Below are 12,318 nucleotides of genomic sequence, written 5' to 3'. Positions count from 1 at the left end.
GCGTTGATCGGTTGGCAGGCGCGGGAGCAGTGATGCCAGCTTCCCGCGCTTTACGACGGTGGCGGTGGTGAGGTCTAGTCGCCGGTCTCGTTGTTGCCTTCGGCTTCGCCGTCGGCCTCAGTAAGGGGGCCTGTGCGGCGCCGCTCGGCATTCAGCTCGGCTGAAGGGTTGGGCATCTGCTCGATGTCGAGGGCGTGGGTAAGCTCCAGCTGGAAGACGTGGTTTGCCTCAAGCTCACAACCGTTGTCATCACAGGCATCGAGCCCGAACTGGCCGTCCGCGTCATAGGCGCCCGCCACCAATTCTCCCGAATAGATGTGGCTGTCTCCCCCCTCGGTCTCCACGCAGGTCAGCGCCTGGGTGGTGATTCTCAGGCGATCCCCGTCGCGCTTGGCATCCCCCACCAGAACACAATAGTGCGGCAGATCGGTGCGGCCGCTGGCGTCGCTTGCGGGGGTCAGCATGACGTCGTGAAGCTGGTTCTGGGCGCCGTCCAGTGCGATGCCGTCGATCGTGGTGACGTCGATGCGAGATTGGGCGGGCAGGGCCAGACTGTCGGCCTGGGCGGTGGCGGCAAGCGCCATGCCGACGCAGGCGAGAGATGACAGAAGGGCAATAGACAATGATGAAGGCCGGGACATCAGGCGGCGGCAGGACATAGGCGTTTCTCGCAGAAGATCGTACAGGGCAGGCGCTGTACTCATAAGCGCACCGTGTTTGATCCAGAACCGGGCTCGCTAACGAGCGGCGATGGGATCAAGAACCGTGCTGACGAAAGCATCTTTCCGAAGAATGAGTCTGAGCGAAGTGGTCTCTGGACGTTGGCCTGTCCCAGCCACCCCACACGGCGGTTCGACGATAGCACAGCGCTGACAGCGGGGCAGCCACCACGACCGTTACGCGACACTGTGTCACGTTATCGGCGCCGGCAATGACGAGCATCCGGTCACCTCCACGCTAGCGGCTTGCGCAAGCCTGAGCTGTCGTTCGGCGCCTCCCCGACGTCATGCATCGTGGATATCGAGCGGTAGGTTTGGCGAGCGGCCATCGCGAACTGCGACGAAGCGCCGGCTGCGGTAGACTTATGGGCACGAATCAGCAATAGTTGTATTTTAAACATTCAACGTACAGGTCTTGTATAGCCGGGAGCGACATTCCCGGCATGCCTGGGCGTCTCCCCTGAAGGGCTGGATCATGACTGAAGCACTCGCCAATCACTATCGACACATCATTGAGGAGCTGGGCGAGGACCCGGAGCGGGAGGGGCTTGTCGACACGCCGAAGCGAGCCGCCAAGGCGATGCAGTTTCTCAATCGTGGCTACACTCAGTCGCTGGAAGAGATCGTCAATGGGGCCGTGTTCTCCTCGGAGACAGATGAGATGGTGCTGGTCAAGGACATCGAGCTCTACTCGATGTGCGAGCACCACTTGCTGCCCTTCATCGGCAAGTGCCACATCGCCTACCTGCCTCAAGGCAAGGTGCTGGGGCTTTCCAAGTTTGCCCGGATCGTCGACATGTATGCTCGACGCATGCAGATCCAGGAGAACCTGACACGTCAGATTGCGGATGCGGTCCAGCAGGTGACCGGTGCCAGGGGGGTGGCAGTGGTGGTGGAGGCCCGCCACCTCTGCATGATGATGCGTGGTGTGGAAAAGCAGAATTCCAGCATGACATCCTCGGTGATGCTGGGTGCCTTCCGCGAAAAGGCCAGCACCCGCCAGGAGTTTCTGACGCTGGTCAGTGGCCGCTGATACCAGCCGCCGTCGTCAACCTGCCTCGAACACGGGAGGGGCCATGTCTCTGCACGTTCTGGGGGATCAGCATCTAGATCACGATCTCGCCACCATCCGCATCAAGAATCTGCGGTTGCGCACCTACATCGGTATCAAGGAGGAGGAGATCCTCAATCGCCAGGATGTGGTGATCAACGCCGTCATTCGCTACCGTGCGGACAAGGCCGTTGCGTTCAACCACATTGAACAGGCCTTGAACTACCGCACGATCACCAAGGAAGTCATCGCCCTGGTGGAAGGCAATCGCTTTCAATTGCTTGAGCGCATGACCCGTGAGGTACTCGACCTGATCATGAGTCACGAGCAGGTATTGACCACCCAGGTCGAGATCGACAAGCCCCACGCGCTGCGGTTTGCGGACTCTGTTTCGATCACCCTGTCAGCATCCCGCGCCGCGGATGCGACGTCGGCTTGATGCCAGTGTGATACGGGTTGGCGATCCGCCGGTGAAGCGCTTAGCATGAAAGTGATGTTCCTTTCGCCATATCGCCAGGAGGCTAAATGAAAGCCCTACAGGAAATGCCGCTGTATCGCCCCTTCGCCTACATTGATGGCAGTTGGGTGGCAGCCGACAGCGGGGATCAGATCGAGGTCGTCAATCCGGCCAATGGCGAGGTCATCGCGCAAGTGCCACGTCTTGGCCGGGCCGAGACGGAGACCGCTATCGGAGCGGCCGAGGCCGCCTTGCCGGCCTGGCGGTCGCTGACCGCACAAGAACGTGCGGACATCCTGATGAAATGGTACGAGCTGATGCTCGAGCATCAGGACGAGCTTGCGACCATCATGACCCTTGAGCAGGGCAAGCCGCTCAAGGAAGCCGCTGGTGAGATCGTCTATGCCGCCAGCTTCCTGCGCTGGTTTGCCGAGGAAGGGCGCCGCGTCTATGGCGAGACGATTCCAGCGGTGAAGTCCAGCCAGCGCATCGTGGTCACTAAGCAGCCGGTAGGCGTCTGTGGCGCGATCACCCCATGGAACTTCCCGGCCGCGATGATTACGCGCAAGGCCGGGGCTGCCTTGGCGGCGGGCTGTACCATCGTGGTCAAGCCGGCCAGTCAGACCCCCTTGTCGGCCACTGCGCTGGCGCTGCTGGCCGAGCGGGCGGGTGTGCCGCGTGGCGTGTTCAATGTGGTGCCGGGTTCGGCCAGCGAGATCGCCGCTGCGCTGACCGAGTCGCCGGTTGTGCGCAAGATCACCTTCACCGGGTCGACCGAAGTCGGCCGCACGCTGATGGCCCAGGCGGCCCAGAATATCCAGAAGGTGTCGCTGGAACTGGGCGGCAACGCGCCGTTCATCGTGTTCGAGGATGCGGATCTGGACGCTGCGGTCAGCGGTGCCATGGCGGCCAAATTCCGAAATGCCGGTCAGACCTGCGTCTGCACCAACCGCTTCCTGGTCCAGTCGAGCGTGGTGAACGCGTTCAGCGAGAAACTCGCGGTGGCAATGAACAGCGAGCTTCAGGTTGGCGACGGGACCGAGGACGGTGTCAATATTGGTCCGCTGATCGACGAAAATGCCGTCAGCAAGGTCAATGAGCATGTTCAGGATGCGGTCGACAAGGGCGCCGAGCTGTGGATTGGCGGTCATCCTCATCCCTTGGGCGGCAACTACTTCACACCGACCCTGGTCAGTGGCGCCAGTAGCGAAATGAAGGTGGCACGAGAAGAAACCTTCGGCCCATTGGCGGCGGTGTTTCCCTTCGATGACGAGGAAGACGCGGTTGCCCTGGCCAACGATACCGAATTTGGGCTTGCCGCCTACTTCTACTCGAAGGACCTGGGCCGCGTATGGCGGGTTGCCGATGCACTTGAGTACGGTATGGTCGGCATCAACACTGGCTTGATTTCCAATGCTGCGGCCCCGTTTGGCGGCGTCAAGGCGTCAGGTCTGGGGCGCGAAGGCGGTCACCAGGGCCTGGCCGAGTTCCTCGAAACCAAGTATCTGTGCATGGACATCGGTGAGTGACGTCAAACTGAGCGGCCGTGAGCGATAGCGGCCGCTTCCCTGACGCTTAATAAAAGGGCCTCGACGCATGCGTCGAGGCCCTTTTATTGAGTGCAGGCAGGCACCGTTGCCGGTGCCCGCGTAGCGCCCGCCACCCGTTGAGGTAGCGGGTAGCTGCCTTCAGTGGCGGAAGTGACGCATGCCGGTAAATACCATGGCGATGCCGGCCTCATTGGCGGCGTCAATCACTTCCTGGTCGCGCATCGAGCCGCCAGGCTGAATGACGGCGGTAATGCCGGCACTGGCGGCGGCATCGATGCCATCCCGGAACGGGAAGAAGGCGTCTGAGGCCATGACCGAGCCGGGCACTGAGAGTCCTTCGTCGGCCGCCTTGATGCCGGCGATACGAGCGGAGTAGACGCGGCTCATCTGGCCTGCGCCCACGCCGATGGTCTGACCATCCTTGGCGTAGACGATGGCATTGGACTTGACGTACTTGGCCACCTTCCAGGCGAAGGCCAGGTCACGCATTTCCTGCTCGCTGGGCACCCGCTCGGACACCACGGTCAAATCGTCGCGCTCGACCATGCCAAGGTCACGATCCTGGACCAGCAGGCCACCGGTGACGCGCTTGAGGTCGTGGGCAGCGAGCTGCTCGCCGGGCCAGTGAGCACTGATATCCAGCAGTCGCACGTTCTTCTTTTCGGCGACGATGGCGATGGCGTCGTCACTCACCCCTGGGGCGATGATGACTTCAACGAACTGACGATCGATGATCGCACGGGCGGTGTCTGCATCCAGCGGCACGTTGAAGGCGATGATGCCGCCAAAGGCGCTGGTCGGGTCGGTGGCGAAGGCCTTGTCATAGGCTTCGCGCGCGCTGGCGCCTACGGCCACGCCACAGGGGTTGGCGTGTTTGACGATGACACATGCAGTGTCCGCAAAGCTCTTCACGCACTCGAGTGCGGCGTCCGTGTCAGCCACGTTGTTGAACGACAGCGGTTTGCCCTGCAGGGTCACGGCGGTGGAGACGCTCGGCTCGCTGGCGTTGTCTTCCACGTAGAAGGCCGCCTGCTGGTGAGGGTTCTCGCCGTAGCGCATCGACTGCTTCTTGGTGAGCTGAAGGTTGTAGGTGCGCGGGAAGCCGTCATCGCTACCTTCGACCAGGCGTCCCAGGTAGTCGGCAATGGCACCGTCGTAGCCTGCGGTGTGCTCGAATGCCTTGACGGCCAGGTCGAAACGCGTGGGCTGGGTGACGGCCCCTGCATTGTCGCGCATTTCAGCAATCACTCGGTCATAGTCCGCCGCGTTGACCACGATGCTGGTATGGGCATGGTTCTTGGCGCAGGAACGCACCATGGTGGGGCCACCGATATCGATGTTCTCGATGGCATCCTCGAGACGACAGTCCGGGCGGGCGATCGTGGCAGCGAAGGGGTAGAGGTTGACGACCACCATGTCGATAGGGGCGATGTCATGCTGTTGCATGACGGCATCGTCCTGTCCGCGCCGACCCAGGATGCCACCGTGAATCTTGGGGTGCAGCGTCTTGACCCGGCCGTCCATGATCTCCGGGAAACCGGTGTGCTCCGAGACTTCCGTCACGGCAATGGCGTTGTCGGCCAGCAGGCGGTAGGTGCCGCCGGTGGAGAGCAGTTCGACCCCCATATCGGACAGGGCGCGGGCGAAATCGACGATGCCGGTCTTGTCCGACACGCTGATCAGGGCGCGGCGAACGGGGAGGGGAGAGGACTGGGCCATGGGAAGGTCTCTATTGCGAGGAAAAACGATAGGGCGAGAAAAGGGAGCCGTCAGGCTCCCTCGAATCGGTCTAGATCAGGTCGTATTGCTTGAGCTTCTTGCGCAGCGTGCCGCGGTTGAGCCCCAGCATCTCAGCCGCCCGGGTTTGATTGCCGCGGGTATAGCTGAGTACCGAAGACAACAAGGGAGCCTCGACCTCCGCCATCACCATGGCATGCAGGTCGGTCACGGTTCCCCCATCCAGGTGATCAAAATAGCGTTCCATGGCGGCAAATACGGCTTCGCGCAGAGGGCGCTCATCGGCGGCCTGAGCCGCTGTCGGCGGGAGGCCGTCGATGGACCGCTCTGAGGTGTCGAGTGGCGAGGCAGATGCCGACTGGTCGATGGGTGGCTGGCTGGTCATGCGGCACGGGTTCCATGGTGTGCCACGGCCCTGGCCACACGCTCCGCGGCGGTAGCTGGGTCGTGACGAAAAAGTTCGTCGATAAAGTCTTGCTGGCCCTGGACCGACGTCAGGCCATTGAACGTGGCCTTCAGCGCGCGGCGACTATCGTCCTCCAGACGCTGATCGCTGGACAGGTACCATCCCAGGTGCTTGCGCGCGATTTTCACGCCCATATGCTCGCCGTAGAAGGCGTGCAAGGCGTTAAGATGCGCTCCCAACACCTCCCGGCGCTCATCATCGGTCGCCGGTGGCAGTAGCTCGTCATGCGCCAGATAGTGAGCGATTTCGCGGAAAATCCAGGGGTTGCCCTGGGCCCCGCGGCCAACCATCACGGCATCTGCACCAGTATAGTCGAGCACGCGGCGTGCCTTTAGCGGGTCGGTGATATCGCCATTGGCGAACACCGGGATGCGAATCCTCGATGCGACCTCGGCAATGGTGTCGTATTCCGCGTCGCCCTGGTAGCGCTGCTGACGATGGCGGCCATGCACCGCCAAGGCCTGGATCCCCGCGTTCTCGGCCAGCGTCGCAATGCGTACCGCATTGTTGCTGTCCTCGCACCAGCCGGTGCGGATCTTCAGGGTCACCGGTATGTCCACGGCAGCGACCACCGCGTCGAGAATCTCGGCCACCAGCGCTTCGTCACGAAGCAGGGCTGAGCCGGCAGCCTTGTTGCAGACCTTCTTGGCTGGGCATCCCATGTTGATGTCGATGATTTCGGCCCCCTGCTCGGCATTCAGCCGAGCGGCGGTAGCGAGCATCTCGGCGTCGCCTCCAGCGATCTGCACCGCCCGTGGTCCGGGTTCGCCGCGGTGATCCATGCGCAGCCGTGACTTTCTGGTATGCCACAGGTTGGGGTCAGAGGTGACCATCTCGCCCACGACCAGGCCTGCTCCCAGCTGTCGACACAAGGCACGAAAGGGCCTGTCGGTCACGCCCGCCATAGGCGCAAGAATCACCGGGCTGGCCAGCTTGTGCGGGCCTATCCAGGTGTCCTGACGGGGCGTGGTCCGGCGAGCTGAAGGCTGGCTGACCTGTGGCTGGTGACTGGGACGTTGGTCTGACATGGGCGTTGCCGTCGTTCCGGGGCTGCATATCATACGCCTCGAAGGCGCCTTGGTGAAGGCATCAACGAGGCGTTTTCCTGATCAAACGCTGGGAGTGACCAGGGTCATCAATGTTCAGCGAGTCTCTGGGCGATAACCGGTCAGGCGTACCCAGCCGTCGCGCAGCTCAGGATCGTCCATGTAGAGCCCTTGATCGCGGTAAGCGTCGATGACCTCATCGGCCTGGGCCTCAAGGATGCCGGAGAGCGCCAGTCGGCCTCCGGGAGCGACATGGCCTGCGATGGTAGGGGCCAGTTCAACCAGAGGGCCAGCCAGGATGTTGGCCAGTACCAGCGGAAAGGTCTCACCCCCCATCTGTTCCGGGTAGCGCAGCGTCAGGCGTGAGGCCTCGATAGCGTTACGCTCGGCGTTGTCGCGGCTGGCGGTCAGCGCCTGTGGGTCGATGTCGGTGGCCACGGCACTGGCGGCACCGAGTTTCAGGGCGGCAATGGCGAGGATGCCTGAACCGCAGCCCACATCCAGCAGTTCAACGTCGTCCAGGGCGCCATCAACGGCCAGCCCGTCGAGCCATTCGAGGCACAGCGCTGTGGTGGGGTGGGTGCCGGTGCCGAAGGCCAGTCCGGGGTCGAGGTGCAGGTTCACCGCGTCATCCTCGGGTGGCTGGTGCCAGCTGGGGACGATCCACAGGCGCTGCCCCATGCGCAGAGGCTCGAAGCTGTCCATCCATTCTCTTTCCCAGTCACGATCATCGATCAGTTCGTGAGTGATCGTCGGGCAAGGCTCATCGGGCATCGTTTCCGCCCAGGCGCCGGCCAGCCGCTCCAGCATGTCGGCGAGGCCATCCAGGTCGTCGTAGAGTCCGGTCAGGACGGTGTGATCCCACAGCGGGGTCGTGCCCCTGTCGGGCTCGAACACCGGGTCGTCTTCGCCGTCCTGCAAGGTGATGGCCGTCGCACCTTCTGCGAGCAGCAGCTCCTCGAGCAGCTCGGCGTGCTGGGGAGGCACCTCGGCCTTGAGTTGGAGCCAGGGCATGGGGGTGTTCCTCGATGTCAGGTAAACGTCAGCGGGGCGGCCGAAGCCGCCCCGCTGGCGCTTGACGTGCGGCGCTAGCTGCCCGTCAAGCGATGGAAGGCCTGGAGTGCGCCGGCCTAGGCCAGCGCTCGCTTAGAGGCCCAGTTTCTTTTCCAGGTAGTGGATGTTGACCCCACCCTGCTGGAAATACCCGTCGCGCACCAGATCCTTGTGCAGATCGGTATTGGTCTTGATACCTTCCACCAGCAGCTCGTCAAGCGCGTTGCGCATGCGTGTCAGCGATGTCTCGCGGTCGGCACCCCAGGTGATCAGCTTGCCGATCAGGGAATCATAGTGCGGCGGTACGGTGTAGCCCGTGTACAGGTGCGAATCCATGCGCACCCCGAGACCACCCGGGGGATGGTACAGGGTGACCTTGCCAGGAGATGGCATGAAGGTGCGTGCATCCTCGGCATTGATCCGGCACTCGAAGGCGTGGCCGTTCAGCTCGACGTCTTCCTGACGGATCGACAGCGGCAGGCCGGAGGCAATGCGCAGCTGCTCGCGGACGATGTCCACGCCGGTGACCATCTCGGTGACCGGGTGCTCCACCTGGACGCGGGTGTTCATCTCGATAAAGAAGAACTCGCCGTCCTCGTACAGGAATTCGAAGGTACCAGCGCCGCGGTAGCCGATCTCGATGCAGGCCTCGCGACAGGCGTCGAGTACCTTGGCCCGTGCATCGGGGTCGAGGCCCGGGGCGGGGGCTTCTTCCAGGACCTTCTGATGGCGCCGCTGCAGCGAGCAGTCGCGATCGTACAGGTGGATGGCGTTACCCTGACCGTCTGCCAGTACCTGGACTTCCACGTGACGCGGCTTCTCCAGGAACTTCTCCATGTAGACCGTGCCATCACCGAAGGCGGCGTGCGCTTCGGTGCGAGTCACGGTCACGGCGGAGACCAGGTGGGCTTCGGTGTGGACGACGCGCATGCCGCGGCCACCGCCGCCAGCTGCGGCCTTGATGATCACCGGGTAGCCGATGCGGCGAGCGGTCGCGATAAGCTCGCCTTCGTCGTCGCTCAGCGGGCCATCAGAGCCCGGTACGGTGGGCACGCCGGCTTTCTTCATCGCGTTGATGGCGCTGACCTTGTCGCCCATCAGGCGGATGGTCTCGGCTTTCGGGCCGATGAAGGTAAAGCCGGAGCGTTCAACCTGTTCGGCGAAGTCGGCGTTCTCGGACAGAAAGCCGTAGCCGGGATGGATCGCGCTGGCGTCGGTGACTTCGGCCGCGCTGATCAGTGAAGGAATGTTGAGGTAAGACTGGGCCGAGGAGGCCGGGCCAATGCACACCGCCTCATCGGCGAGACGCACGTGCATCAGCTCGCGGTCCGCCTTGGAATGCACCGCGACGGTCTTGATCCCGAGCTCCTTGCAGGCGCGCAGGATGCGAAGAGCGATCTCGCCGCGGTTGGCGATTAGAACCTTGTCCAACATGGTGGTGTCCGCCGAAAGTGAATGGTCAGGGAAGGCCAGGGCCTTCTCAGGAGATGACAACCAGGGGCTGGTCGAATTCAACCGGCTCACCGTCTTCGACCAGGATGGCCTCGACGACGCCGTCACGGTCGGCTTCGATCTGGTTCATCATTTTCATCGCTTCGACGATGCAGATGGTGTCGCCCTTGCGCACGCTGGAGCCGACTTCCATGAACGGCTTGGCGCCAGGAGCGGGGGAGCGGTAGAAGGTACCGACCATCGGCGAGACGACCGCCTGGCCCTGATAGCTGGGGCCGCTGTCGGCGCTGGCGGCCGGGGCCTCGGCAGGCGCTGGCGCAGGGGCAGCTGCCGGTGCTGGAGCGGCGGCAGGCCATGGCTGAGCCGCCGGGGCCGGCTGCCAGCTGCCACCCTGGGGATGACGGCTGATGCGGACCGACTCTTCGCCTTCCTGGATCTCGATTTCGCTGATGTTGGACTCTTCCAGCAGTTCAATCAGCTTCTTGACTTTACGAATATCCATGACGTTGTCTCGATCGTGTGAAGTGTCTGTCAGGCGCTGTAAACCTGACGCAAGTTGTTAGAGATCGCCGCACGTTACCGTTTAATGGCGCCTCTATCGTGTCAGAATTCAGAGTAGTGCGGAGTTTGCCGAAAATTGCGCGGGTTGTCCAGCGAGGCCGAACGGTGTTCGTTCATGGTCTTTCGGCGTCGCTGATGCCGACGCTGCGGGTGTCGCAGTCAGCAGTTCGGTGACCGCGTCGAGGTGCTGTGCGAGGGAGGCGGCGTCAAGCTCGCCCTGTATTCTGGCCTGCCGAATTTCTGTTCCGTTGTGGAAGAACAGCAGGCTGGGAGGGCCGAACAGGCCCAGCTGGTCCAGTAGGGCTCGGCTGTCGGCATTTGACTCGGTCACGTCCACATCGATCCAGCGATAGCCGTCGAGCGCTGCCTGTACCTGCGGATCGGGAAAGACGTCACGCTCCATGATCTTGCAGGAAATGCACCACTCTGCCGTCACGTTGACGAATACGGGCCCCTGGTCCTGGGCAAGGCCCGCCTCAAGCTGATCGAGCCCGGTCACGACCTGGTCGGCGTGGGCCACCGCTTGTGTACCTCCGGCACTACCTGCGTTGGATGGGGAGGTCAGACCCTGCAGCGGCCTGAGCGGGTCGCTTGCGCCGCCAGCAGCACCGACTACCAGGGTGATCCCCCAGACCAGCAGAATGATTCCGAGTCCCTGTCGCACCCGCGGCCAGCCCGTGGGTGAGCGCATGTCCAGAGCCCCCAGCGTCAGTGCTGTACCGGTCGCCAGGCAAGCCCACAACAGCAACGACGCGGTCGCCGGCAACAGGCGTTCCACCAGCCAGATGGCCACCCCCAGCAAGAGAATGCCGAAGGCGATCTTGACCCCGTTCATCCAGTTGCCAGAGCGTGGCAGCAGGGATGTGCCAAAGCCACCGACCAGCAGCAGAGGAACACCCATGCCAAGGCCGAGGGCCAGCAGGGCTGCCCCGCCCACCAGGGCATCGCCGGTGGAGGAAATGAAGACCAGGGCGCCAGCCAGGGGGGCTGAAACGCAGGGAGACACGACCAGTACCGAGAGAGCGCCGGCGGCGGCCAGGCCGAGCGGCCCGCTTTGCTGGGCTCGGCTCTGCCAGGCGTCGATGCGCGAGCCCAGGCGAGAGCCGACACGCAGCTCAAATACGCCGAACATGGCCAGCGCAAACAGGGTGAACAGAAGGGCAAAGACGATCAGTACCGGAGCGGACTGCAGTCTCGCCTGGAGGTTGAGCCCGGCCCCGAACAATCCCATTAGGACGCCGACCAGGGCATAGGTAAAGGCCATGCCTGCGACATAGCTGGCCGACAGCACGAAGGCCCTGCCGCGCCCTGGGTTCTGGCCAACGATGATGGACGACAGAATCGGGATCATCGGCAACACGCAGGGGGTGAAGGTCAGGCCCAGTCCAGCGAGGAAGAACAGGCCAAGCATCAAGGGCAGGCTGGCGTCCTGCATCAACGCACGGAAGTGGCCGTCCTCGCTGATCGGGGCACTGGCAAAGGCATTGTCGGCTGCGGCGCTGACGTCGGCATCCGAGGCGCTGGCCGACGGAGTGTCCGCTGACGGAGTGCCTGTTGCCTTTACGGCGTCGGCAAAGGCCGGCGGTGGTTCGGACTCCGGGGCGCTCAAGCTGAGGGTTTCGGGCGGGTAGCACAGCCCCGCATCGGCGCAGCCCTGGAACGTCAGGGACAGCGGCAGCGGGCCCTGTTGGGGAGCGTTCAGCGGCGCGCTGAAGACGACGCTGTCATAGAAGACATTGACGTCACCCAGAAACTCATCGGTCTTGGCTTCCCCGGGGGGGAGTGTCAGCTCGCCCAGTTCGCCCGAGCCGTCTTGCAGGGCAAGGGCAAAGCGATGGCGGTAGAGATAGTAGCCGTCGGCGTTTTCCATGCCGACATAAACCCGCTCGCCGTCATGCCATGCAGTGGCGCTGAATGCCTCGTGGACGGGCAGGAACTCGTCGGAAGAAGAAGAGAAGAACTGTGCTTGCGCGGTCCAGGGAGCCAGTGACAAGCAGATCACGATGAGTAGGCGTGTGGCGAGGAACACGTCGAATCCTTGTTGACGGTGAGGGTGTCGGGCGCACGTGACGAATGATCAACTGTGGGAGAGAGGCAGCCTGCGCGGTCTGCTCATTCACCCGGCCCAGTGACGGTGCTCGCGAACTGGCCTGCGATGTGTGCTGGTGCACATACGTGGTCCCCGCGGCTTATCGTGGCCACGCGCGACGAGCTCCGCTTCAGACC

At 63.2% G+C, this 12,318-nt stretch carries 11 protein-coding genes; 3 read left to right on the top strand and 8 right to left on the bottom strand.

Translation table 11 applies throughout. The annotated features are described in order from the left end of the window. Nucleotides 1-74: 74 nt before the first annotated feature. The gene (locus KUV72_RS12605; RefSeq protein ID WP_222238647.1) at nt 75-704 is read right to left on the bottom strand and encodes a hypothetical protein; all 630 of its coding nucleotides are present in this window, start codon (nt 702-704) and stop codon (nt 75-77) included. Between the two features lie 490 nt (nt 705-1,194). Between KUV72_RS12605 and folE the strand changes: the two genes are divergently transcribed. The 3 genes from folE to KUV72_RS12590 all read left to right on the top strand — a co-directional run bounded on the left by folE (nt 1,195) and on the right by KUV72_RS12590 (nt 3,756). Beyond that, nucleotides 1,195-1,752, top strand: a complete 558-nt coding sequence (gene folE / locus KUV72_RS12600) for a GTP cyclohydrolase I FolE (RefSeq protein ID WP_206943322.1) — start codon at nt 1,195-1,197, stop codon at nt 1,750-1,752. 43 nt (nt 1,753-1,795) lie between these two features. Then, complete coding sequence (gene folX, locus KUV72_RS12595; protein ID WP_222238646.1) at nt 1,796-2,209, top strand: dihydroneopterin triphosphate 2'-epimerase; 414 nt, start codon at nt 1,796-1,798, stop codon at nt 2,207-2,209. A gap of 86 nt (nt 2,210-2,295) precedes the next feature. Further along, nucleotides 2,296-3,756: an NAD-dependent succinate-semialdehyde dehydrogenase gene (locus KUV72_RS12590; RefSeq protein ID WP_206943317.1), complete on the top strand. Its 1,461-nt coding sequence runs from the start codon at nt 2,296-2,298 to the stop codon at nt 3,754-3,756. A gap of 159 nt (nt 3,757-3,915) precedes the next feature. Here the strand turns inward: KUV72_RS12590 and purH are convergent, their stop codons facing one another. From purH to dsbD, 7 genes are all read right to left on the bottom strand, one after another. Beyond that, a complete protein-coding gene (gene purH, locus KUV72_RS12585) occupies nt 3,916-5,496 on the bottom strand; it encodes a bifunctional phosphoribosylaminoimidazolecarboxamide formyltransferase/IMP cyclohydrolase (protein ID WP_222238645.1) in 1,581 nt (526 codons plus the stop codon). Between the two features lie 70 nt (nt 5,497-5,566). Further along, complete coding sequence (gene fis / locus KUV72_RS12580) at nt 5,567-5,899, bottom strand: DNA-binding transcriptional regulator Fis (protein ID WP_206943314.1); 333 nt, start codon at nt 5,897-5,899, stop codon at nt 5,567-5,569. Continuing rightward, nucleotides 5,896-7,008 carry a tRNA dihydrouridine synthase DusB gene (gene dusB, locus KUV72_RS12575; RefSeq protein WP_206943313.1) on the bottom strand — a complete coding sequence of 371 codons (1,113 nt, stop codon included), beginning with the start codon at nt 7,006-7,008 and terminating at the stop codon, nt 5,896-5,898. The genes fis and dusB overlap by 4 nt, the downstream gene beginning before the upstream one ends. 114 nt (nt 7,009-7,122) lie before the next feature. Continuing rightward, nucleotides 7,123-8,040, bottom strand: a complete 918-nt coding sequence (prmA, locus tag KUV72_RS12570) for a 50S ribosomal protein L11 methyltransferase (RefSeq protein WP_206943312.1) — start codon at nt 8,038-8,040, stop codon at nt 7,123-7,125. A gap of 132 nt (nt 8,041-8,172) precedes the next feature. Next, a complete protein-coding gene (gene accC / locus KUV72_RS12565) occupies nt 8,173-9,513 on the bottom strand; it encodes an acetyl-CoA carboxylase biotin carboxylase subunit (RefSeq protein ID WP_206943311.1) in 1,341 nt (446 codons plus the stop codon). A 46-nt stretch (nt 9,514-9,559) separates the two neighbouring features. After that, complete coding sequence (accB, locus tag KUV72_RS12560) at nt 9,560-10,033, bottom strand: acetyl-CoA carboxylase biotin carboxyl carrier protein (RefSeq protein ID WP_206943310.1); 474 nt, start codon at nt 10,031-10,033, stop codon at nt 9,560-9,562. A gap of 108 nt (nt 10,034-10,141) precedes the next feature. Next, the gene (gene dsbD, locus KUV72_RS12555) at nt 10,142-12,121 is read right to left on the bottom strand and encodes a protein-disulfide reductase DsbD (protein ID WP_222238644.1); all 1,980 of its coding nucleotides are present in this window, start codon (nt 12,119-12,121) and stop codon (nt 10,142-10,144) included. Nucleotides 12,122-12,318: the final 197 nt, after the last annotated feature.

The organism is Halomonas sp. DP4Y7-1 (assembly GCF_019800705.1).
GTDB classification, from domain to species: domain Bacteria; phylum Pseudomonadota; class Gammaproteobacteria; order Pseudomonadales; family Halomonadaceae; genus Halomonas; species Halomonas litopenaei_A.
Note: the sequence above shows the minus strand (reverse complement) of the source record. Positions and strands in the feature narration are given on the sequence as shown.

Coding starts and splice junctions, on each gene's coding strand:
- purH (WP_222238645.1), bottom strand. CDS start 5,496: ATGGCCCAGTCCTCTCCCCTCCCCGTTCGCCGCGCCCTGATCAGCGTG.
- dusB (WP_206943313.1), bottom strand. CDS start 7,008: ATGTCAGACCAACGTCCCAGTCACCAGCCACAGGTCAGCCAGCCTTCA.
- accB (WP_206943310.1), bottom strand. CDS start 10,033: ATGGATATTCGTAAAGTCAAGAAGCTGATTGAACTGCTGGAAGAGTCC.
- prmA (WP_206943312.1), bottom strand. CDS start 8,040: ATGCCCTGGCTCCAACTCAAGGCCGAGGTGCCTCCCCAGCACGCCGAG.
- accC (WP_206943311.1), bottom strand. CDS start 9,513: ATGTTGGACAAGGTTCTAATCGCCAACCGCGGCGAGATCGCTCTTCGC.
- folE (WP_206943322.1), top strand. CDS start 1,195: ATGACTGAAGCACTCGCCAATCACTATCGACACATCATTGAGGAGCTG.
- KUV72_RS12590 (WP_206943317.1), top strand. CDS start 2,296: ATGAAAGCCCTACAGGAAATGCCGCTGTATCGCCCCTTCGCCTACATT.
- fis (WP_206943314.1), bottom strand. CDS start 5,899: ATGACCAGCCAGCCACCCATCGACCAGTCGGCATCTGCCTCGCCACTC.
- KUV72_RS12605 (WP_222238647.1), bottom strand. CDS start 704: ATGAGTACAGCGCCTGCCCTGTACGATCTTCTGCGAGAAACGCCTATG.
- folX (WP_222238646.1), top strand. CDS start 1,796: ATGTCTCTGCACGTTCTGGGGGATCAGCATCTAGATCACGATCTCGCC.